Genomic DNA, 22,004 nt, shown 5'->3' on the forward strand with positions numbered 1-22,004 from the left:
GTGGATGACAGCCGCGTGGCAACGGATGTGCGTCAGTCCACCGAAGCGGGCGCGCCGTGGCTGGCGGCGGGTACCGCGCGGGCCTGTTCCTCCGCGGTGGGGATCGCCGTCGACAGCATGTGCGCCTGGCGCCAGCCGCCCCACCTGTAGTAGCCCATCGCCATCAGCATCGAGGCCAGCGAACCCAGCGGGAAACTCCACCAGATCGCGTCGGCGCCTATGCCCGGCGACAGTAGCAGGGCGAATGGCGGGCGGATCAGCCACATCGAGATGAACAGGATCACCAGCGGCGGCAGCACCGCGCCGGTGGAACGCACCACGCCGAACAGCACGAAGGTGACGCCGAAGAACATGAACGACCATACCGCGATACCGTTGAGGTGCTGCGCCAGCGCCAGCGCCTCGCCGTCGCCCGGCAGGAACAGGTTCAGCGCGGTGCGGTTGAACAGGTAGATCAACGCGATCAGCGCGCCGCTGAGCAGGAAGTTGTACAGCACGCCCACCTTGGTGATGCGGCCCACGCGGTCCCACAGGCGCGCGCCCACATTCTGCGCGGCCATCGAGGACACCGCCGCGCCGATCGCCATCGCCGGCATCTGCACGTAGGCCCACAGCTGGGTGGCGGCGCCGTAGGCCGCCGTGGTCTTGGAGCCGTAGCCGTTGACCATGTGGATCATGATCATCGCCGAGGTGGAGATCACGATCATCTGCAGGCCCATCGGCAGGCCCTTGAACACCAGCGAGCGCAGCACCGGCAGGTCCGGCTTCAGGAAGCGCAGCTCGCCGCGGGTGAGCCGCAGGAAATGCTTGCGCGCGTACAGCGTCGACAGCAGCGCCACCAGGGCCACGCTCTGCGCGATCAGCGTCGAGGTCGCCGAGCCGGCGATGCCCAGCCGCGGGAACGGCCCCACGCCGAAGATCAGCAGCGGGTTGAGTACGATGTCCATCAGCACCGACAGGCCCATGAACACGAACGGCGTGCGCGAATCGCCCGCGCCGCGCAGGGTCATCATCAGGAAGTTGTAGAAGTACATCGACGGCACGGCGACGAAGATGATGCGCAGGTAGGGCACGGCGAACACCTGCGCGTCGGCCGGCGTGCCCAGCGCGCGCAGCATCCACGGCGTGGCGGCGTAGCCGGCCACCGCCACCGCGATCGATACCGCCACGAAGAAGGTGACGCCGGTACCGACCACGCGCTTGGCCTCCAGCATGTTGCGCGCGCCCAGGCTCTGGCCGATCAGGATGGTGCAGGCCATGCTCAGGCCGAACACCGCGCCCAGCAGCAGGAACAGGATCAGGTTGGCATTGCTCACCGCGGTGAGCGCCGCCTCGCCAAGATAATGGCCGATCCACATGGCGTTGACCGAGCCGTTGAGCGATTGCAGCACGGTGCTGCCGAGGATAGGCAGCGCGAACAGCAGCAGCGTGCGCGCGATCGGGCCTTCGGTGAGCAGGGGCTGTCTGGCGGCGAGGGAGGACATGGAGGTTCCGGAAAGGGCTGAGGTCGGGATCAGGCGGCAGCGCCGTCGTCCCACGCGCGTGAGGCCAGGCGACGCACATGCTCGCGCACATCGGCGGGCCATGCATCCGTCAGTTGCGCGAAGCGGGAGCGCTCGCTGCGCCAGAAGGCGCGCGCGGCCTCCTCGTAGCCGGGCAGGTCGCCGGCCATGGCCAGCATGAAACGGTCGAGCGCCTCGCTGGCCACGCGCAGGCGGTCGCGCGTGCCGCTTTGCCGGCGCGCTTCCTCCACCAGCCGGCGCAGTGTGGCGGAGGCGCCGCCTGGCTGGGCGGCCAGCCAGTCCCAGTGGCGGGGCAGCAGGGTCACCTCGCGCGCCACCACGCCCAGTTTCGGACGGCCGGGCCCGCGTGGCGGCGTCCCGCCGGTGGGAAACACCAGCCGCGCCACCACCTCGGCCTCGGTGCCACGCAGGTCCACCTCCAGCGGCCGCCCGCTTTCGTCGTCGAAGACCAGCACCGGCCCCTGAGCCCCCTGGTCCAGCGCCCGCTTGGCGGCGAGCGCCACCTGGGCCAGGCTGCCGGAACCGATCCGGCGGTGGCCGTCAAAGGCGGTGCAAGTTGGAGTCTGCGTGGCATCCATCGATTTACCCGGACGAAATTTGGCATGATATTGCCCGGGTCAAATGTGGCCGTCAAGCCGGGCGGCGCGGCATGCGGCGGCGCGGTAAAGTGCCGCCCCTGTCTGTGATGTCCGCGAGCCGTCCATGATCATCCCCCCGTCGCACCGCCCCCTGCGGCTGATGCTGTTCACCATGCGCGGCTCGATCGTCCCGGTGATCTGGAAGCGGGTGCTTGGCATGACCCTGCTGGCCGTGCTGGTGGTGGTGGCCGAGCGGCAGCTGCCGCATACCGGAGTGGAGCTGGGCGCCGTGCCGCTGACCCTGATGGGGCTGACCCTGGCGATCTTCCTGGGCTTCCGCAACAGCGTGGCCTACGAGCGCTTCTGGGAAGCGCGCACGCTGTGGGGCGAGCTCCTGATCGTGCTGCGCAACCTGGCCCGGCAGACCCTCACGCTGGGCGACGGACTGCCGCCCGACGAACAGCGCCAGCGGCTCCATCGCCTGATCGCCTTCGCGCACGCCCTGCGCCACCAGTTGCGCGGCTCCGCCCCCGGGCCGGACCTGGCAGCCTGGCTGCCGCCGGCCGAGGCCGCCGCGCTGGCCGGCACGCGCCAACCGTCCAATCTGCTGCTGGGCCGCATCGGCGAGAGCTATGCCCAGCTACGCCGCGAGGGCCGGCTCGATCCCATCCTGCTGGCCAGCATCGACGCGCAGCTCACGCGCATGTCCTACGTGCTGGGCGGCTGCGAACGCATCCAGGGGACGCCCATCCCGTTCGCCTACCTGCTGCTGCTGCATCGCACGGTCTACGTCTATTGTCTGCTGCTGCCGTTCTGCCTGGTGGGCAGCGTGGGCTGGGTGACCCCGCTGATGGTCGGCGTGCTGTCCTACACCTTCTTCGGCCTGGACGCGCTGGGCGACCAGATCGAGAACCCGTTCGACCCCCTGCCCAACGACCTGCCGCTGGACGCGATGTGCCGTACCATCGAGATCAGCCTGGGCGAGCTGCTGGGCGAGCGCGCGCTGCCCGAGCCGCTGCAGCCGGTCGATGGCGTGCTCATGTGACTCATCCTATCCAGCTTTTCGACTAGGATTTCGCGGCCGCCGGGGTATCTCACGGCGGGAGGAACGCCTGGGCCTGGGTTGCCGGCGACGCAACGCAGTGTTGCGTGGAATCGACCTATTTCCAGTATCGATCGGTCCAGCAAGTTACTAAACTATGCAGTGCACGAATCTTCCATCCCCCTTCCCGAGAAGAAGCACATGCGACTCCCCCTCCTTCGCAGCGCCGTTGTACTTGCCCTGACGGGCCTCTCCGCCACGGCCCTGGCCGATACCCGCATCGAGATCGAAGGCGGCCGCAGTTGGACCGACAGCTACGGCACCAACACCGCCTGGATCGAGACCGTCTTCAAGAACTACCAGATCGGCAACAGCCGCTTCACCCTGGCCCCGGACGTGTCCCTGGGCTTCTTCAATGGCCGCAACGTGACGCGCTATGGCAACAAGGACAGCGCCGACGTATGGCTGCTCGCCGGCGGCGTCCGCTTCCACTACGGCGCGCCGGGCGACTGGTACCACCACCTGTTCTGGACCACCCAGGTGGCCGCGCAGGCCGGTCGCACGCTGGCGCTGAGCAGCGGCGGCGAATTCGTCAACTCGATCGGCTGGCAGGCCGACCGCTGGAGCTTCCAGGTGCGCCATGCCTCCAATGCGGGCATCAAGGGCTCCAACCGCGGCGAGACGATGGCCTTGGTGGGCCTGGCCTTCAATCTCTAGGCGTCGCCAGCTCCACGAACGACAACGGCCCCGCGAGGGGCCGTTGTCGTTTGGACGTCCAAACCGGGGATCAGTGGTCGGCGCCAGGGCCCGCCTTCGCCGCGAACGGCGGCCGTGCCAGCCACACCACCACCACCAGGCTGAAGAAGATCCAGCCCAGCATGTGGAACACCTCGTTGAAGGACATCTGGAAGCCCTGCTGGGTAATCATCTGGTCGAGCATGGCATTGCTCGCCTGCCCGCTGATGCCCACCGCCTGCAGCGCCGCCTGGGGCGAGCTGTCGTAGGGCGTGATGTGTTCGGACAGGTGCGCGTGGTGCACGATCGCGCGGTGGTCCCACAGGAAGGTGGTGAGCGAGGCCGAGAAGCTCGCCCCCAGCGTGCGCAGGAAGGTTGCCAGGCCGCCGCCCGCGGCGATCTCGCTGGGCAGCAGGTCCGACAGCAGGATGGTGGTCACCGGCATGAAGAACAGCGCCACGCCCAGGCCCTGCAGCAGTTGCACGCCGGCCACGTGCCAGAAATCGATCTCCAGGAAGAAGTTCGCGCGCATGAAGCAGGTGGCGCCCATCACCAGGAACGCGCACGAGGCCAGCAGGCGCATGTCGGTGCGCGCGGCGTACTTGCCCACGATGAAGGTCAGCATCACCGGCAGGATGCCCAGCGGCGCCGCCGCGAAACCGGCCCAGGTGGAGGTGTAGCCCAGGTTGCGCTGCAGCCACTGCGGCACCAGCAGGCCGATGGCGAAGAACGCCGCGTAGGCCAGCACCAGCGCGATGGTGCCGGTGCGGAAGTTGTGGTGGCGCAGCAGCTTGAGATCCACGATGGGATGCTCGTCGGTCAGCTCCCAGATCAGGAACACCGCCAGCGCGACGGCCGAGACGATGCTGGTGACCACGATGAACTGCGAGTTGAACCAGTCCTCGTCGTTGCCCTTGTCCAGCACGATCTGCAGCGCGCCCACGCCGACGATCAGCGTAACCAGGCCCACGTAGTCGATCTTCGGCCGCGTGGTGGTATCCACGCGCAGGCGCATCTGGTTGGCCACCACGCTGCTGGCGAAGATGCCGATCGGCACGTTGATGAAGAAGATCCACGGCCAGGAATAGTTGTCGGTGATCCAGCCGCCCAGGATGGGGCCGGCGATCGGCGCCACCACCGTCACCATCGCCAGCAACGCCAAGGCCATGCCGCGCTTGGCCGGCGGGTAGATGGAGATCAGCAGGCTCTGCGTGACCGGATACATCGGCCCGGCCACCGCGCCCTGGATCGCGCGGAACAGGATCAGCATCGGCATGCTTTGCGCGATGCCGCACAGGAACGAGGCGATCGAGAACAGCAGGGTCGACCAGATGAACAGCTTTACCTCGCCGAAGCGGCGGGTGAGGAAGCCGGTCAGCGGCAGCGAGATCGCCATGCTCACCGCGAAGGAGGTGATGACCCAGGTGCTCTGGTTCACGCTCACGCCGAGGTTGCCGGCGATGGTCGGCAGCGACACGTTGGCGATGGTGGTGTCGAGCACCTGCATGAAGGTCGCCAGCGAGAGGCCGACGGTGGTCAGCGCCAGGTTGGGTGGACGGAATTCACTGCTCATCGCGCGGATTACCTGGGGAATAGGGGACAGGCGCTCCGGGAGAACCCGGGGCAGCCACTTGCTCGTCATTCCGGCGCAGGCCGGAATCCAGTGCCTCGGTCAGCGGTCGTCGCGAAACTCGCCACGCCAGCGTCCATACGGCAAAAACCCAATCTTGCCGATACCGGATTCCGGCCTGCGCCGGAATGACGCTTCGGGATAGGCTTGAAGGCACGCCTCTACGCCTATCGCTTGCCGCTATTGCTTATCGTGACCTTCCCCCGCCATATTGGCGTGGATGATCTCGGCGATCAGGCCATCGGCCTTGGCCAGCTGTTCGTCGTAGACATCGGTCTTGAACGCCGGCTGCGCGGGCGCCTGCCTGGCCAGCAGCGGGCCGCTCTGGTCGTGCAGGTTCACCTCCACCTTGGTCGACAGGCCGATGCGCAACGGGTGTTCCTCCAGCTGCTTGGGATCGGTGAAGAACACGCGCACCGGCACGCGCTGCACGATCTTGATCCAGTTGCCGGTGGCGTTCTGCGCCGGCAGCAGCGAGAACGCGCTGCCCGTGCCCACGCCCAGGCTCTGCACCTTGGCCTTGTAGGTCACCGCGCCGCCGTACACGTCGGCGCGCACATCCACCGGCTGGCCGATGCGCATGCTGGTGAGCTGGGTTTCCTTGAAGTTGGCGTCGATCCACACCTCGCGCAGCGGTACCACCGCCATCAGCGGCGTGCCCGGGGCCACGCGCTGGCCCAGCTGCACCGAGCGCTTGGCCACGTAGCCGTCCACCGGCGCCAGGATCGAGGTGCGCACGTCGTCGAGGTAGGCGGCGCGCAGCTTGGCGGCGGCCGTCTGGACGTCCGGATGCGAGGCGACCACGGTGTCGTCCACCAGCACCTTGTTGGTCTGCAACTGCTGCTGCGCGGTGGTCAGGGCGCTCTGCGCCGAGGTCAGCGCATCGAGCGCGTGCGACAGCTCCTCGGCGGAGATCGCGCCGGACTTGGCCAGGTCGCGGCGACGGTTGTAGTCGGCCTGGGCCTTGTCCACCGCCACCTTGCGCACGGCCACTTCGGCCTGCGCGCCATTGACCGTGCTGTACAGGCCGCGTACGCGGCGCACGGTGCTGGCCAGGTTGGCCTTGGCCTGCTGCAACGCGACCTCGGCATCGGCCGGATCGAGCTTCACCAGCACGTCGCCGGCATGCACCAGGTCGCCGTCGTCGGCGCCGATGGTGACCACGGAGCCCGGCACCTGCGGGGTGATCTGCACCACGTTGCCGTTGACGTAGGCGTCGTCGGTCTCTTCGTACCAGCGGCCTTCGAGGAAGTACCACAGGCCCCAGCCGATGGCGGCGAGTACCAGGACCACCAGCAGTGCCCGCAACAGGAAGCCGCGGCGGTTCTTCGGGGGTTGGACGGCCGCGACGGCGGCCGCGTTCGGGGTTGGGCTAGACATGAGGGATAGCCTTCAGAGCGTATGTTCGGAAGAAGATTGGGCGGCCACGCTGGCCACGTCCCCCTGCGGGCGGAAACCGCCGCCGAGGGCCTGGATCAATTGCACCGACAGGTCGACCTGCTGGGTCTTGAGCGCGGCCAAGCGCTGCTGCGCGGCCAGCAATTGCTGGCGCACGATCAGCGCCTCCAGGTAGCTGCCCACGCCGGCCTTGTAGCGCTGCTCGGACAGCTGCCATGCCTGGGTGGCGGCATCGACCGCGCGCTGCTGCGCGGCGACCTGCTCCTGCGCGGACTGCACGGCGTCGTAGCCGTCGGCCACTTCGTTGACCGCGCGCACCAGCGTCTGGTTGTACTGCGCCACCGCCTGGTCGTACTGGGCGTCGCGGCCGGCGAGATTGGAGCGCAGGCGGCCGCCGTCGAACAGCGGCAGGCTGATCGAGGGGCCGAAGGTGTAGAAGCGCGCCGGCAGCTGCAGCGGGTTGATGCCGCCGAAGGCCGCCACGCCGGCCATCGCGCTGATGCTGACGTTGGGCATGAACTGGGTCTTGGCGACCTTGATCTCCTTGCCCGCCGCCTCGACCTGCCAACGCGCGGCGACCAGGTCGGCGCGGTGGCCCATCAGCTCGACCGGCAGGTCGCCGGGCACCGCCAGCGCGGCCGGCTCCAGCATCTGCGGACGGGTGATGTCCAAGCCGCGGTCCGGCCCCTTGCCCAACAGCACCGACAGCGAGGAGCGCGCCGCGTCGATGGCGCGGTTGGCGGCGGCCAGCTCCTGGTCGGCGTTGGCCACCTCGGTATCGCTCTGCTTGAGCTGCAGCTGGTTGTCCAGGCCGGCGGTCACGCGCTGCTGGGTCAGCTGGCGCGCGGTGGCGGCGCGTTCGCGCTCGGCCTTGGCCACGTCGAGCTGGGCATAGGCGTAGGCCAGCTGCACATAGGCACGCGCCACGTTGGTGGACAGCTCGATGCGGGCAGCCTGCGCCTCTACTTCGGCGGCGCGCTGCTGGCCCACGGCGGCTTCCCACGCGGCGCGCTTGCCGCCCCACAGGTCAAGGCCCCAGCTGAAGCTGGCACGGGCATCCTTGAACGAGGTGAAGCGGCCGCCGCCCAGGTCCGACGGCGCCGCGGTCAGCGGCAGGCGCTGGCCGATCACGTTGGCGCCGGCGGTGACGCTCGGGCCGCGCTCGGCGTCGGCCGCGCCGGCCTCGGCCTGCGCCTGGCGGGCGCGGGCATCGGCCATGGCGAGGCTAGGGTTGTCCTTCAATGCCTCGGCGATCAGCGCGCCGAGCTGGGGATCGCCCAGGCCGCTCCACCAGTCCTGGGCGGGCCAGGCGGCGGGGGAGAGCGGGGCGCCGGACAGGCTGCGGCCGGCCTTCAGCGAGGAGGCGTCGGTGAGCGTGCCTTCCGGATGCAGGCCGCCGCTGGTGACGCAGCCCGCCAGCGCGAGGGAAAAGCCGGTGGCTGCCGCAAGGAGTTGCAGACGCATGGTCTTGGCTTCCAGGAGTGAAACGGTTAGGTCTTGTCGCGGAGCGCGTGCAGCACGCGTTCCAGGTAGTCGTGCAGCTGCGCCCGTTCGGTGGTGTCCAGCGCCACCTGGGCCGCCTCGAGCACGCGGTCGTTGCAAGGCGTCATCTGCCGCCACAGCGCATCCCCTTCCTGGGTCAGCGCGATGCGCAGGGCACGCCGGTCCTGCTCATGCGGCTGCCGGCGCAACAACCCGCGGCCTTCCAGCTGGTCGAGCTGGCGGGTCATCGCGCCGCCGTCCAGCTCCACCGCGCGGGCCAGCTCGCTGGCCGACATCGGTCCCAGCATGGCCAGCCGCTTGAGGATCAGGAATTGGGTGAAGCGCAGGTCCACACCGGAGGCGGCCAGTTCGGTCTCCATGGCGCGCACCAGTTCGGTGCGGACCAGGCCGATCAGCACGCCAAGGCTCTCGGTCGATGAGGGGGGGGGAAGGCTCATGGACCGGGCATTCTATTGCCGGAAATATATTTGTCAAGGCAAATATGTTTCCGGATGTTTTTGTTTCGGCAAAATTCATGGGGCAACACATCAGTCCCGGTTTTCCGCCAATTCGTCGGCCAGCCAAGCGCGCAGGGCCGGATGACGCAGCTCGAACAGCTCGAACATGCCCAGCGCCTTCACGGTCGGCAGCAGGGCCAGCAGCCGGGGCTCCACCGACCGCCGCACCGCCTCGGGCGTGGCGGGGTCCAGCATCTGGTGGGCATAGGCCACGAACGCTTCCAGCGGCGCGGCGGTCAGGTCGGCGCTTGGCGCCCGGACAATAGTCGTGGACATGGACAGGCTCCCTGGGGACGCCCGCGGCGTCACCGCATCGTTGGACTAGGACGTGCCTTGGCATGCGGGCGTGACATGGCCGCACCGGGATCCGGCGACGGCGGACGTCGCGCGAGGGGCATGCTCGACACCGCGGGCGGCGGCAGCGGTGGGGGACAGGCGGGCATGTTAGGCAGCCCGGGCAAATACTGTTAGCGTTATTTGGTCAAAGTTTGTCGAGAATCAGCCATGGGTCATATCACCGAGCACGATGAACTCCGGTTCCACGCCCTGATCGAGCGCACCGACGGTCCCGCGGTGATCGCCTACTGGACCGAGGGCGAAGCCGCCAGCGAGTACGACGAGGGCACCCGCGAGTACGGCTGGCATTCGCACGCACGCGGGCAGCTGTACTGCGTGGAAAGCGGGCTGGTACACGTGCGCACGGCCCAGGGCTCCTGGCTGCTGCCGCCCCACCGCGCCGGCTGGATGCCGCCGGGCGTGGAGCACACCGTCACCCTCAGTGGCGCCATGAGCGGCTGGGGCGTGTTCGTGACGCCGCCCGAGTGCGGTTGCCTGCCCGCCGAACCCTGCGTCATCGGCGTCACCGAGCTGATGCGCGCACTGGTGCGCCGCGCCAGCTCGTGGCTATGGGAAACCTCGCTGGACGAAAGCCAGGAGCGGATCACGGCCGTGCTGCTGGAGGAAATCTGCCAGGCGCAACAGCAGCCGCTGCACCTGCCGATGCCGATGGACCGCCGCGCCCTGCGCATCGCCGTGGCCCTGCTCGAACGCCCGCAGGACAACCGCAGCCTGGAGGAATGGGCCGCCTGGGCCGGCCTGTCGCCGCGCAGCCTGAGCCGCCTGTTCCGCGGCGAGACCGCGCTGAGCTTCGCCCAGTGGCGCCAGCTGGCCCGCCTGACGCGGGGCCTGGAACGCCTGGCCGACGGCGAACCGGTATCGTCAGTCGCCGACGCGCTGGGCTATGCCAGCGTCAGCGCCTTCGTGGCCATGTTCCGCAAAAGCTTCGGCCGGCCGCCAGCCAAGTATTTCGCGGCGCAGACGGCAGCCTGATGCCAGCGAAGTGAAGCGCTGAGGCGGTCGAAACGCCTGCCGCGTCCCCCTAGCGGGAGCGCGAGAAGCGGCGCCCTCGCCCCCTGCGGGGCGAGGGCGCCGGTCCACCTTATGGCTGCTTCGGCGGCTTCACGTAGGTATTGAACAGCTCGTCGATGCGGCGGTACTCGTCGTACCACGAGTCCGGATGCACGAAGCCGTGGCGCTCCATCGGATACAGCGACATCCAGAAGTTGTTCTTGTGCAGCTCGATGAAGCGCTGGTACAGGCGGATGGTGTCACTGGTCAGCACGTTGTCGTCGATCAGGCCGTGCTCCATCAGCAAGGGGTCCTGCAGCTTGTCGGCGTACTGGATCGGCGAGCTGGTGGCGTACGCCTCCGGATCGAGCTGGGGATCGTTGAGGATGTTGGAGGTGTATTCGTGGTTGTAGCTGGTCCAGTCGCTGACCGGGCGCAGGGCGGCACCGGCGGCGAACTCGCCCGGCGCGCGCAGCAACCCGATCAGCGTCATGAAGCCGCCGTAGCTGCCGCCATAGATACCCACGCGGCGCGGGTCGACGCCATGGTTCTTGACCAGCCATGCCTTGCCGTCGAGCAGGTCGTCCAGCTCCGGATGGCCCATCTGGCGGTAGATCGCCGTACGCCACTCGCGGCCGTAGCCCTCCGAGGCGCGGTAGTCCATGTCGAGCACCACGTAGCCCTGCTGCACCAGCAGGTTGTGGAACATCTGCTCGCGGAAGTAGTTGGAGTAGGACAGCGTGACGTTCTGCAGGTAGCCGGCGCCGTGCACGAAGATCACCGCCGGGCGGGAATTGGCCGCCGCCGGATCCGCCGGGCCGTAGTACTTGGCCCAGATGGCGCCGGCGCCGTGCGAGGACGGCACGCTGACGATCTGCGGGGCGATCCACGCATGCGCGGTGTAGGCCGGCTTCATGGTGTTGGTCAGCTCGCGCGGCGTGCCGCCGCCGGCGTCCTGCACCGCCAGCTGCGCCAGCACGTAGGGCGAGGAATGCAGCACGGCCAGCTGGCGGCCATCGGGCGACAACTCGAACTCGTCCATGCCCTGGTACTGGGTGAGGCGGGTCAGCTCGCCGCCCGCGCTGGGCAGGCGGTATACGTCATAGCTGTACGGCGCTACCTGGTTGGTGCGCACGTAGAACCACTGACCGTCCGGGCTGAGCACCGGATGGCTGACCTCGAACTTGCCGCTGGTCAGCGCCCTGGCCTTGCCGTCCAGGGACTTGGCGTAGAGCTGCGAGTAGCCGGTCTCCTCGCTCAGGTACCACAGCGTACGGCCGTCCTTGAGCCAGCCGAAGTCGTTGAAGTTCCAGTTGATCCAGGCGTTGTCGGTGAGCCGGTGCTGCGGCACCAGGGCGTGCTTGCCGAAGTCGACGCTGGCGATCCAGCGGTCCTTGTTGTCGATGGCGCGCAGCTGGATGGCCAGGTTCTGGCCGTCCTCGCTCCACACGATGCCGCCGCCGCCACCGTCCTCGACATTGGCGACGATGCGCACCGGGCGCACGTCGGGCGCCTTCAGCGCCTTGGCCTCGTCGGCCTTGCCGTCCTTCTCCAGCGCGGCGATGGCCTTGGCGCGCAGGTCCTTGAGCGGATCGTCCTTGATGCCGGGCAGGCCATCGGTCTTGAGCGGATAGAACTTGGCTGCCTTCAGGTCCACTAGCAGCAGCGACTGCGGCGCGGGATCGTTGCGGCCGACGTAGGTGCGCGTCTCCTGCCGCTCGGCGTAGCCGGTCTCGGTGACGTAGTGGGTGACTTCGGGCCGCTCGCCGCGCTTGGCACCCTTGGGCCTGGTCACCACCAGCATCCAGTGGCCGTCGGGCGACAGTTCGGTGTCGACCGGCTCGCCGCCCTCGCCCAGGTAGATCGGCTTGGGCGCGCGGCCGGCATCGGCGGCGCTCAAGGCGTCCTCGTCGGCGCGCTGGGCGTCGCGGTCGGCCTTGTTCTCGCGCAGCGACTTGAACAGCGCCAGTTGCTCGCGGCCCAGCGCATCGGGCTGCTTGGCCTGCGGGTCCTCGGCGAAGCGCAGCACGGCGGCCGGCGCGCTCACGCCGCTGGCGATGTCGTAGACGAACCAATCGTTGCCCTGGCGATACTGCAGGCTGCGCTCGTCGCTGGAGAAGCGCGGCGAGGACTCGGGCTCGGTGGTGCGGGTCACCTGCACGCGGTGGCCGCTGGCCAGGTCCGCCAGGAAGACGTCGCCGTGGCGCACGAAGGCGGCGTAGCGGTGGGCGCGGTCGAACACCGCCGGGCCGTCGGCCTGGGCCACGGCCGTCGGGTCCAGCAGCGTGCCCTGGCCGCTGGCCAGGTCCACGCGGTAGAGGTCGCGCACCTTGCTGCCGTCGCGCTTGAGCGAGTAGTACAGGCTGCGGCCGTCCACGCTCCAGTACGGCGATTCCACCGCGGCGCCGATCCAGTCGGGATTGGCCATGATGGTTTCCAGGTCCAGCTGGCCGCCGGCGGATGGTGGCGACAGGGCCGCGGCGGGCACGGCGACGAGGGCGGCAAGGCCGGCGAACAGCAAACGGCGCATGGGAGGCTCCACGGTGAAAACGCCGCAGCATAACGGTGGGCCGTCGGCCCGCAACCGCCGTTGGTCCCGGTTCAATTTAGCCGCCTAGGCAGCTAGTCTTGCCGGTTAGCCCGGCCTTTCCTTGTCGGCAAACCCGCGGGCCATGCGTTCTGTGGGATTCATTGACATGCGGACGCGGCATGTCCCTTCCGAACGTCACAGCGAAGCGAACGCCCATGGCCCTGCCTACCGTCGAGACCGAAACCGCCCCCCATCCCACCCACAGCGTGATCTGGCTGCATGGCCTGGGCGCGGACGGCAACGACTTCGCCCCCATCGTGCCGGAACTGGTGGCGCCCTCGTGGCCCGCGCTGCGCTTCGTGTTCCCGCATGCGCCGATGCGGCCGGTGACCGTCAACGGCGGCATCCCGATGCGCGCGTGGTACGACATCGCCGGCGTGGACCTGATCTCGCGCCAGGACGAAAGCGGCATGCGCGCCTCCATCGCCAGCGTGGAGGCGCTGATCGCCCGCGAGAACGAACGCGGCGTGCCCACCGGGCGCATCCTGCTGGCGGGCTTCTCGCAAGGCGGCGCCATCGCCCTGTCGGCCGGCCTGCGCCATGCGCAGCGGCTGGCCGGCATCGTCGCGCTGTCCACCTACCTGCCGCTGCAGGACAGCCTCGCCGCCGAGCGCACGAGCGCCAACGCGGATGTCCCGGTCTTCTGGGGCCACGGCACCGGCGACCCGATCGTGGCGCTCTCCCGCGGGGTCGCCTCGCGCGACCTGCTGCAGTCGCTGGGCTACCACGTGGCCTGGCATACCTACCCGATGCCGCACTCGGTGTGCGCCGAGGAAGTGGCCGACCTGCGGGCCTGGATGACCGGACGCCTGTCGGCCTGAGCGGCGGCGCCGGATCGCAGAAGCGCCCGCGCGCCTGCGGCATACTCCGCCGCATGAGGGAGTCCGCCATCGAACCGCCCGCGCCCGGCCGCGCCGAGCGCCAGCCGCTGCCCGATTTCTGCAGCCTGCCGGTGATCTTCGCGCTGCTGGTGACGGCGGCGATCACCGTCACCGTGATGTGGCTGGCGCCGAACAACAGCCACGGCTGGCGCGGCTACAGCGTGGGCATGCTGTTCGCCTGCTGGCTGGCGCTGGTGACCGGCGTGGCGCTGTGCAAGCTGCGCCCCTGGCTGCAGCGCCTGCCCGGCCATGCGCCGTATGCCGCCGTGTGGCTGCTGATGGTGCTGATCGTGGCCGGCGGCAGCGCCCTGGTGCACTGGATGGACCAGGCCCTGCAGATGGGCCTGCTCAGCGATACCGCCGGCGACTTCGTGCGCAACGACACGGCGATCGCCGCGCTGCTCGGCGGCGCCATGCTGCGCTACTTCTACCTGCTGGCGCAGTGGCAGACCCGCCTGGCCGCGGTGACCCAGGCCCAGGTGGCGGCGTTGCAGGCGCGCATCCGCCCGCATTTCCTGTTCAACAGCATGAATACCGTGGCGGCGCTGGTACGGGTGGACCCGGCCGCTGCCGAGCGCACGGTGGAGGACCTGTCCGAGCTGTTCCGCGCCGCCCTCGGCGAGCATGGCGCGGGCGATGGCACGCTCGGCGAGGAACTGGCCCTGCTCGACCGCTACCTGGCCATCGAGCAGCTGCGCCTGGGCGAGCGCCTGCGCGTGCGGCGCGAGCTGGACGGTCTGCCGGCGGACTATCCGCTGCCGCGCCTGCTGCTGCAGCCACTGGTGGAGAACGCCGTGCGCCACGGCATCCAGCCGTTGCGCGATGGCGGCGAGGTGATCCTGCGCGGCCGCCGCGAGCATGGCGGCATCCTTGTCGAGATCGACAATCCCCTGGCCGGCGAGCCCGCGCCGGGCGGGCACGGCCATGGCCTGGACAACGTGCGCCGGCGCGTGGCCTATCGCTATGGACCGCGTGCGCGCGTGAAGGCCGGCCCCGAGGGCGGCCGCTTCGTGGTGCGCCTGCAACTTCCCGGGCAGCCCTGACATGCGCGTACTGATCGTCGACGACGAACCCCTGGCCCGAGGCCGCCTGGCCGCCTTGCTGGGCGAATGCGACGACGTGGAGGTGGTCGGCAGCGTGGCCGACGGCGAGGCCGCGCTCGGTACCCTGGACGAGCTGCGGCCCGACCTGCTGCTGCTGGACATCAACATGCCGGGCATCAGCGGCACCGCGCTGGCCCAGCGCCTGGCCGGCGGCAAGCGCCCGCTGGTGGTGTTCTGCACCGCCTACGAAAGCCACGCGCTACATGCCTTCGACCTCGGCGCCGTCGATTACCTGCTCAAGCCAGTGCGGCTGGAACGCCTGCAAGAAGCCGTGCAGCGCGCCCGCCAGCGCCTGCAGCAGGCGCCGCCGGAAACCGTCAGCTACCTGCATGGGCGGCTGCGCGGCGAGCAGGTACGCGTGGCGCTGGACGACGTGGCCTACCTGCTGGCCGAGGAAAAGTACGTCGTGGTGCACCACCGCGGCGGCCAGCTGCTGCTGGAGGAATCGCTGCGCCAATTGGAGGAGGCGCATCCATCCACCCTGATCCGCCTGCACCGCAACTGCCTGGTGCCGTCCAAGCGCCTGCTCGGCCTGAAGGCCCTGAGCGACGGCCGCGTGCTAGCGCGGCTGAGCGGCACCGACTTCACGCCCGAGGTGAGTCGCCGCAACCTGCCGGCGCTGCGCCGCCTGCTGCGGATGGGGTGACGCGCTGCCGGCCATGCCTGCGACAACGCGGCCAGTAGCCCTGCCGCCTGTGCATCCACGCCAATTACGCGACAATGGCGCCCCCGCGACACCCGCCGAGACATCCATGACGCCATCCATCCTGCGCATCGCCACCCGCAAGAGTGCGCTCGCCCTCTGGCAGGCCGAACACGTCGCCGCCGAGTTGCGCGCCACCCATCCGGGGCTGGCGGTGGAACTGGTGCCGATGTCCACCCGCGGCGACGAGATCCTGGACCAACCGCTCGCCACCCTCGGCGGCAAGGGGCTGTTCCTCAAGGAACTGGAAGTGGCCATGCTGGAGGGCCGCGCCGACCTCGCCGTGCATTCGCTCAAGGACGTGCCGGCGGAACTGGAGCCGGGCTTCGCCCTGCCGGCCATCCTGCCGCGCGCCGACGCGGCCGACGCCTTCGTCAGCAACGACTACGCCCACCTCGCCGCCCTGCCGCTGGGCGCCCGCGTGGGCACCTCCTCGCTGCGCCGCCAGGCCCAGCTGCGCGCGGTGCGCCCGGACCTGAGCCTGCTGGACCTGCGCGGCAACGTGGGCACCCGCCTGTCCAGGCTGGACGCGGGCCACTATGACGCGATCCTGCTGGCCTGCGCGGGACTCGAGCGCCTGGGCCTGTCCGCCCGCATCCGTGGCCGGCTGGCGGCGCCGGACTGGCTGCCCGCCCCCGGCCAGGCCGCCATCGCCATCGAGGCGCGTGCCGACCAGCCGGCGGTGCTGGCCCTGCTGGCCGCGCTGGACGACATGCAGACCCGCCTGGCGGTCAGCGCCGAGCGCGCGATGAACCAGGCCCTGGGTGGTAGCTGTACGGTGCCGGTGGGCGCCTGGTGCACCGTCACCGAACGCGGCCTGCACCTGCGCGGCATGGTCGGCGATGCCGACAGCGGTCGGCTGCTGCTGGCCGAAGCCGGCGCCGACGGCGACCAGGCCGAGGCCCTGGGCCGCCGCGTGGCCCAGGCCTTGTTCGACCAAGGCGCCGGCGCCCTGCTGAACCCCCTGAAAGCCGCCCCGTAGGAGCGCACCCAGTGCGCGAAAAGCGACAGAGCGGGTAACGCCGCGGCGCCGCAGTCGCGCACTGGGTGCGCTCCTACAGGGGGGAGATACCCCGGTTCAGAAGTTGTAGACGAGGTTGGTGGTCAACAGCGTGTCGGTGCTCTGCGTGCCCGGCTGCACGTCGCTGTTGTAGCGCACCTGGTAACCCAGCTTGAGCGCCATCTTGCGGGTCATGCTGACCGATACGCCGATGTCGTTCTGGTAGTACTTGTTCTCCGAGCCCGCTTCCACCAGCAGGGTGTCTTCCAGCGCGGTGTTGTCGGTGAGGCGGTACTTGTAGTTGATCAGGCCGCGGCCGACCAGCTCGCTCTGCGTGTCCTGGCGCACCGGGGCATTCGCCCCCTCGACGGTGACGTCCGCCGGCCGGTAGCGCTTGTAACCGGGACCGGCTTCGAAGGACAGCTCGGTGCGGTCGGTCTTCAGCGCGATGTAGCCGTAGCCCACCGACACGATGCCCTGCCACAGGTTGGCGCCGAAATCATCGTGCTCGTAGCGGCCGGCGGTCACGATGTAGCTGCGCGGATCGAGCTTGTAGCCCACCGAGGCGCCGGTATCGTAGCGGTTGGCGGTGGTGGTCAGGCGGTCGACCGTGTTGCCCTGCTGGTCCTGCACCTCGACCTCGCCCTTGGAGCGCAGGCCGTTGAGGAAGAAGTTGTTCTTCCACAGGTCGTTTTCCTGGCTGAGGCCCAGCTTGGCGTTGATGTTTTCCGAGCGGGAATTGCCGTAGGAGGAGGCAAAGCCGAATTCGCCCGAGCCTGTCCAACCGCCATTGTCGGCCGCATTGGAAGCGGGTGCGTCGTCGGCCTGGGCGCCGAAGCTGGCCAGCGCCGCGAGCAGGACGCCCGCCATCAGGGTCTTCTTCATGGGGGTTTGTTCCTTTTTCGTTAAACAACAGCAGTTCGCCACCATAGCGAGGCGGATTGAACTGCCTGTGAACAAGTCGGCCCTTTTGAGGCCGGCATGGCGTCGGATGGCCGATTCAGCGGCTATCGGCCGTCGGGGAGCGCCGCCAGGGCGCCATCATACAAACTCAGCTCGATGCCCATGCCCGCCAGGCCACTGGATGCGGCCAGAGCGGCGACCAGCAGCCGGGCGTCGCCGAAACTGGCCAGCAACAGGCAAGCGCACGGCACGGCATAGGCCAGCAGGGCGCCCAGATAGCGGCGCGGCTGCAATTCCACCCAGGCGCGGAGCCCGGGCAGGCGCCCCAGTACGGCCTGCCAGCGCAGGTTCTCGATCAGGCCGCGCAGCAGGGCCAGCAGCAGCAGGCCGATGATCCACGCCAACGGGTGCAGGCCGCCCTCGTCACCCGCCTGGCCAACCACGCACAGCCACAACCATAGTCCGCCGCCGTAGGTGGCCGACACTACCCGGCTGAGCGGCAGCTGCGTGACCAGCCGATGATCCAGGCCCGGGGCCTGCCGCCCGGCATCGCCATGCGCGGTGACGACGAGGGTGGCCAGGCAGCACAGGGCCAGCGCCACGCCGGCCAGGCGCGTGGCCCAGAACGAATTGTCGCCGCGGGCCAGGCCGGCCACGGCGAGCAGGGGCAGGCCCGTGGCCAGCGCGAGCAGGGCCTCGCGCGTGGGCCGCGTGCCCTTGCCGATGCGCCAGCCATACCAGCCGGGCATCCATCCGGGATGCAGCCATGCCACCAGCAGCCCCGCGCCGGCCAGCACGGCGCCCACGGCGAGCGGCACCAGCGCATCGCCGCGGCCGGCCGGATAGACGCCCACCGCCAGCGTGAGCCCGAGCAGCAGGCCCAGGCCGAAGCCGCTGAAGGCGGCAACCCTCAGCAAGGTGGTGCCCCATCGGCTCGGATGGACTGCCGGCACATCGCCGTGGCCGTCGATGTCGGCGCGCGGAAGGTCGTCGCGGCTTGGCTTCATGAGGGTTCCGTCTTCGGTGCGTGAAGGCGGCATCAGCGGCGCATGACCACCGCGTGATGCGCATGCTTCCGACGCAGGTTGTACTTGCGGCTGCCGCCCACGGTGCGCATGCTACGCAGAGGCTGCCGTCGAAACTCATTTCATGGATCGTTACGAGCGCATTCTGACCCTGCACCGATTGCTCAAGTCGGCGCATTATCCCGTGCCCCTGCCGCGTCTGATGGACGAGCTGGAGTGTTCGCGCGCCACGCTGTACCGCGACGTGGCGTTCCTGCGCGACGCGCTCGGCGCCCCCATCGAGAGCGCGGGCGGCGAACATGCCGCGTTCCGCTACGCGGTGGGCGAGGGCGAGCGCTTCGAGCTGCCCGGCCTGTGGCTCACCTCCGACGAACTCGCGGCGCTGCTCGCGCTCAACGAGCTGATCGGCCGCAGCGGACCGGGTGTACTTGCGGGTGCGCTGGCGCCGTTCAAGGCACGCATCGAACACCTGCTGTCCGACCAGGGCAGCGGCAAGGCGCTGCCGATCGAACGCATCCGCGTGATCGCCTGGGGCGAGCGCAGGCTCGACCAGCAGGTGTTCCGCATCGTGGCCGGTGCGGTGCTGGAACGCAAGCAACTGCGCTTCCGCTACCGCGCGCGCACCACCAACGCCGACAGCCATCGCCGCGTGTCGCCGCAGCGGCTGACCCATTACCGCGACAACTGGTACCTGGACGTGTGGGACCACGACCGCGAGGCGCTGCGCAGTTTCGCGGTGGACCGCATCGCCGAGCCGCAGACGCTGGAGGAGCCCGCGCGCGACGTGCCCGAGGCCGAGCTCAACGACGCGCTCGCCTCCAGCTACGGCATCTTCGCCGGCAAGCCCAAGGCGTGGGCCACCGTCCGCTTCTCGCAGCATGCCGCGCGCTGGGTGGCCGACGAGCACTGGCATTCCCAGCAGAAGGGCGAGTGGCTGCCCGACGGCCGCTACGAGTTGCAGGTGCCCTATTCCAACTCCAAGGAACTGCTGATGGACGTGCTCAAGTACGGTCCCGACGCGGAGGTGGTGGCACCGCTGTCGCTGCGCGAGGAAATGAAGATCCAGCTGCAGCTGGCGCTGGGCGGCTACCAGCAAGCGCCTCGCTGAAACGCCGGCACGGCCTGAAACATCGTCCCGGCACGCACCGGGAGAAGGGTCCATGCGCCGACGCGATGCCCGGGCAGGCCAACACTTGCCATCGCGCCGCGCCAGCGCAAGGCTAGCGCCATCGACCGCGGCCGAGCCCTACGCTCCATGAAGCAGCCCACCGACATCGCCGAATCCTCCGCGCTTCCCGCCGACACCCTCGCCATCCGCAAGCCGACCGTGGCCCTCGCGCTGGGCTCCGGCGGCGCCAAGGGGCTGGCGCACATCGGCGCCATCGAGGAGATCGAGGCGCAGGGCTACGAGATCGTCGCCATCGCCGGCACCTCCATGGGCGCACTGATCGGCGGCATCTACGCGATGGGCAAGCTGGACGTGTACCGCGACTGGGTGTCCGCGCTGGCCAAGATGGACGTGCTCAAGCTGGTCGACTGGACGCTCTCGGGCGGCGGCCTGATCAAGGGCGAGCGCATCATCGACACGCTGCGCGAACTGATCGGCGATGCCGCCATCGAGGACCTGCCGCTGGCCTTCACCGCCGTGGCCACCGACCTGGATCGCGAGCGCGAGGTCTGGCTGACGCGCGGCCCGCTGTTCGACGCCATCCGCGCCTCCATCGCGATTCCCACCGTGTTCCGCCCGCACACGCTGTCCGAACGGCGGCTGGTGGATGGCGGCCTGCTCAACCCGGTGCCGGTGACGCCGCTGATCCGCGAGACCGCCGACTACCTGTTCGCCGTCAGCGTGGACGGCCCACCGGAGAACGGCACGCCCGAGGAAGTACCCGCCACGCCCACCGATGCGTCGGAAAGCTACCGCGCACGCATCGGTGACTTCATCGGCCGGCTGATCCCGCACAGCGCCGACCGGCCGCGCGAGCCGGGCATGCTGGAACTGCTCACCCAGTCGATGGACCTGATGCAGGCCAACCTGTCGCGCCTGCGCCTGGCCGCGTACGAGCCGGACCTGCTGATCCGGCTGCCGCGCAACGTGGCCAACATCTACGAGTTCTACCGCGCGCGCGAACTGATCGAGCAGGGGCGACTGCAGGCCCGGCGCATGCTTACCGGCTGGCAGCCGCACCACCGCGTCAATGGGGTCCGTGCGCCTTGAGCCAGGCTTCCAGGTAGCACTTCAGCGCCACCGCGTTGTTGTGCTCGTCGTCGCGCGCGCCGTACAGCAAGGTGACGCGCCGGCGCGAGGCCATGCTGGCCAGTGGCTGCCAGTACTCGGCGGCGGCGTCCAGTTCGGTCGCATAGCGGTGGCGGAAGCCTTCCCAGCGCGTCGGGTCGTGCCCGAACCACTGGCGCAGCGCCGTCGACGGCGCCAGTTCCTTGGGCCACTCGTCGAGCGCTGCCTCTTCCTTGGTCAGGCCCCGCGGCCATAGCCGGTCGACCAGCACACGATAGCCGTCGCTCTTGGCGGCAGGCTCGTACACGCGCTTGACGGCGATGCTCATGGGCAGGCGTTCTCCCAAAGGGAGGATCATCAGCATACGCCCATGAAAAAGCCGTCGAGGCGATCCCCGCCCTTGTGGGAGCGCACCCTGTGCGCGACAAGCATGCGGCACCATGGCCGCGCACAGGGTGCGCTCCTACAGGGAAACTACGGCGGGCTTTCAGATCTCCTCGACCTGGGTCACCTTGCCGCGGCGCATCAGCCAGGCCACGCCGCGCAGGTCGGCGATGCCCACCCACAGGCGATCGAGCATGCCGTACTTGGAAGTACCCGCCGTGCGCGGTCGATGGCCCACCGGCACGCTGGTGCTCTTGAAGCCCGCGCGCTTGACCAGTGCCGGCAGGTAGCGGTGCATGTGGTCGAAGTAGGGCAGGCGCAGGAACACCTCGCGTTCGAACAGCTTCAGGCCGCAGCCGGTATCGGGCGTATCGTCCCTGAGCATGCGCGAGCGCACCGCGTTGGCGATCTTGGAGGAGATGCGCTTGTTGAAGCTGTCGCGGCGCGTGGTACGCCAGCCGGCGAACAGGCGCACGTCCTTCGGCGCGCCGTCGCGGGCGGCCAGCAGCTTGGGGATGTCGGCCGGATCGTTCTGGCCGTCGCCATCGAGCGTGGCGATCCATGGCGCCCGCGCGGCGCGCACGCCGTTCCACACCGCCGTGCTCTGCCCGCTGCGGGTAAGGTGGCGGACGACGCGCAGTTCCGGGTAGTTGGGCTTCTCCGCCGCCAGCACCGCCACGCTGTCGTCGCTGGATTCGTCGTCCACGTACACGATCTCGAACGCGATCTTGCCGCGCAGGGCGGCGGCGATCTCGGCCAGCAGCGGCGGGATGTTGTCGCGCTCGTTGAACACCGGCACGACGACGGACAGTTGGAGCATGGAGTAGACCTTGGTCTGGGGGCGCCAGGGCGCCATTCTAGAGGGTGGCGGGCTTCGCGTCAGGGGCGACGCGAATCATCCCCATGACCTAAGAGCCTGTGCGCGA

21 protein-coding genes are annotated in these 22,004 nt (G+C 69.3%); 9 read left to right on the forward strand and 12 right to left on the reverse strand.

The features are described 5' to 3' along the window. Positions 1–32: 32 nt before the first annotated feature. Both MJ605_RS06775 and MJ605_RS06780 read right to left on the reverse strand, forming a co-directional pair. Positions 33–1,484 (reverse strand): MATE family efflux transporter, encoded by a 1,452-nt coding sequence (locus MJ605_RS06775; protein WP_243040491.1) that lies wholly within the window; start codon positions 1,482–1,484, stop codon positions 33–35. A 29-nt stretch (positions 1,485–1,513) separates the two neighbouring features. Then, positions 1,514–2,101 (reverse strand): DUF2239 family protein, encoded by a 588-nt coding sequence (locus tag MJ605_RS06780; protein ID WP_243040492.1) that lies wholly within the window; start codon positions 2,099–2,101, stop codon positions 1,514–1,516. A gap of 124 nt (positions 2,102–2,225) precedes the next feature. Here MJ605_RS06780 and MJ605_RS06785 point away from each other — a divergent pair, with 124 nt between their 5' ends. Beyond that, positions 2,226–3,146, forward strand: coding sequence for a bestrophin family protein (locus MJ605_RS06785; protein ID WP_243040493.1), 921 nt, complete (start codon positions 2,226–2,228; stop codon positions 3,144–3,146). 198 nt (positions 3,147–3,344) lie between these two features. Beyond that, positions 3,345–3,860 (forward strand): lipid A 3-O-deacylase, encoded by a 516-nt coding sequence (locus MJ605_RS06790; protein WP_243040494.1) that lies wholly within the window; start codon positions 3,345–3,347, stop codon positions 3,858–3,860. Positions 3,861–3,930: 70 nt separating this feature from the next. On the opposite strand, the gene MJ605_RS06795 is transcribed toward MJ605_RS06790, so the two are convergent. The 5 genes from MJ605_RS06795 to MJ605_RS06815 form a co-directional block, all read right to left on the reverse strand. Then, on the reverse strand, positions 3,931–5,451 hold the full coding sequence (locus MJ605_RS06795) for a DHA2 family efflux MFS transporter permease subunit (RefSeq protein WP_243040495.1): 1,521 nt from the start codon (positions 5,449–5,451) through the stop codon (positions 3,931–3,933). A gap of 237 nt (positions 5,452–5,688) precedes the next feature. Beyond that, positions 5,689–6,888 (reverse strand): HlyD/EmrA/EmrK family protein, encoded by a 1,200-nt coding sequence (locus MJ605_RS06800; protein ID WP_243040496.1) that lies wholly within the window; start codon positions 6,886–6,888, stop codon positions 5,689–5,691. A 12-nt stretch (positions 6,889–6,900) separates the two neighbouring features. Then, positions 6,901–8,370 carry an efflux transporter outer membrane subunit gene (locus MJ605_RS06805; RefSeq protein WP_243040497.1) on the reverse strand — a complete coding sequence of 490 codons (1,470 nt, stop codon included), beginning with the start codon at positions 8,368–8,370 and terminating at the stop codon, positions 6,901–6,903. Positions 8,371–8,396: 26 nt separating this feature from the next. After that, positions 8,397–8,846 carry a MarR family winged helix-turn-helix transcriptional regulator gene (locus MJ605_RS06810; protein ID WP_425600985.1) on the reverse strand — a complete coding sequence of 150 codons (450 nt, stop codon included), beginning with the start codon at positions 8,844–8,846 and terminating at the stop codon, positions 8,397–8,399. Between the two features lie 90 nt (positions 8,847–8,936). Continuing rightward, positions 8,937–9,182, reverse strand: a complete 246-nt coding sequence (locus tag MJ605_RS06815; RefSeq protein WP_243040498.1) for a hypothetical protein — start codon at positions 9,180–9,182, stop codon at positions 8,937–8,939. Positions 9,183–9,410: 228 nt separating this feature from the next. Here MJ605_RS06815 and MJ605_RS06820 point away from each other — a divergent pair, with 228 nt between their 5' ends. Next, the gene (locus MJ605_RS06820) at positions 9,411–10,235 is read left to right on the forward strand and encodes an AraC family transcriptional regulator (RefSeq protein WP_243040499.1); all 825 of its coding nucleotides are present in this window, start codon (positions 9,411–9,413) and stop codon (positions 10,233–10,235) included. Positions 10,236–10,344: 109 nt separating this feature from the next. On the opposite strand, the gene MJ605_RS06825 is transcribed toward MJ605_RS06820, so the two are convergent. Then, positions 10,345–12,783 (reverse strand): S9 family peptidase, encoded by a 2,439-nt coding sequence (locus MJ605_RS06825; protein ID WP_243040500.1) that lies wholly within the window; start codon positions 12,781–12,783, stop codon positions 10,345–10,347. 215 nt (positions 12,784–12,998) lie between these two features. Between MJ605_RS06825 and MJ605_RS06830 the strand changes: the two genes are divergently transcribed. From MJ605_RS06830 to hemC, 4 genes are all read left to right on the forward strand, one after another. Beyond that, positions 12,999–13,664, forward strand: coding sequence for an alpha/beta hydrolase (locus MJ605_RS06830; RefSeq protein WP_243040501.1), 666 nt, complete (start codon positions 12,999–13,001; stop codon positions 13,662–13,664). 53 nt (positions 13,665–13,717) lie between these two features. After that, positions 13,718–14,767: a sensor histidine kinase gene (locus tag MJ605_RS06835; protein ID WP_243040502.1), complete on the forward strand. Its 1,050-nt coding sequence runs from the start codon at positions 13,718–13,720 to the stop codon at positions 14,765–14,767. Between the two features lies 1 nt (position 14,768). Then, entirely contained in the window at positions 14,769–15,473 is a 705-nt protein-coding gene (locus MJ605_RS06840; RefSeq protein ID WP_243040503.1) for a LytR/AlgR family response regulator transcription factor, read from the forward strand. A gap of 106 nt (positions 15,474–15,579) precedes the next feature. Then, positions 15,580–16,512, forward strand: coding sequence for a hydroxymethylbilane synthase (gene hemC, locus MJ605_RS06845; RefSeq protein ID WP_243040504.1), 933 nt, complete (start codon positions 15,580–15,582; stop codon positions 16,510–16,512). Positions 16,513–16,608: 96 nt separating this feature from the next. Here hemC and MJ605_RS06850 read toward each other — a convergent pair whose 3' ends face one another. Together MJ605_RS06850 and MJ605_RS06855 are read right to left on the reverse strand one after the other, a co-directional pair. Beyond that, entirely contained in the window at positions 16,609–17,415 is an 807-nt protein-coding gene (locus MJ605_RS06850; RefSeq protein ID WP_243040505.1) for a DUF481 domain-containing protein, read from the reverse strand. 122 nt (positions 17,416–17,537) lie between these two features. After that, positions 17,538–18,440 (reverse strand): hypothetical protein, encoded by a 903-nt coding sequence (locus MJ605_RS06855; RefSeq protein ID WP_243040506.1) that lies wholly within the window; start codon positions 18,438–18,440, stop codon positions 17,538–17,540. Positions 18,441–18,582: 142 nt separating this feature from the next. Here MJ605_RS06855 and MJ605_RS06860 point away from each other — a divergent pair, with 142 nt between their 5' ends. Continuing rightward, entirely contained in the window at positions 18,583–19,566 is a 984-nt protein-coding gene (locus tag MJ605_RS06860; RefSeq protein ID WP_243040507.1) for a helix-turn-helix transcriptional regulator, read from the forward strand. A 147-nt stretch (positions 19,567–19,713) separates the two neighbouring features. Then, positions 19,714–20,676, forward strand: coding sequence for a patatin-like phospholipase family protein (locus MJ605_RS06865; protein ID WP_243040508.1), 963 nt, complete (start codon positions 19,714–19,716; stop codon positions 20,674–20,676). Here the strand turns inward: MJ605_RS06865 and MJ605_RS06870 are convergent. After that, positions 20,654–21,022, reverse strand: a complete 369-nt coding sequence (locus MJ605_RS06870; protein WP_243040509.1) for a DUF488 domain-containing protein — start codon at positions 21,020–21,022, stop codon at positions 20,654–20,656. The genes MJ605_RS06865 and MJ605_RS06870 overlap by 23 nt on opposite strands. Before the next feature lie 159 nt (positions 21,023–21,181). Further along, positions 21,182–21,898, reverse strand: coding sequence for a glycosyltransferase family 2 protein (locus tag MJ605_RS06875; protein ID WP_243040510.1), 717 nt, complete (start codon positions 21,896–21,898; stop codon positions 21,182–21,184). Between the last annotated feature and the right edge of the window lie 106 nt (positions 21,899–22,004).

The organism is Dyella sedimenti (assembly GCF_022760995.1).
GTDB classification, from domain to species: domain Bacteria; phylum Pseudomonadota; class Gammaproteobacteria; order Xanthomonadales; family Rhodanobacteraceae; genus Dyella; species Dyella sedimenti.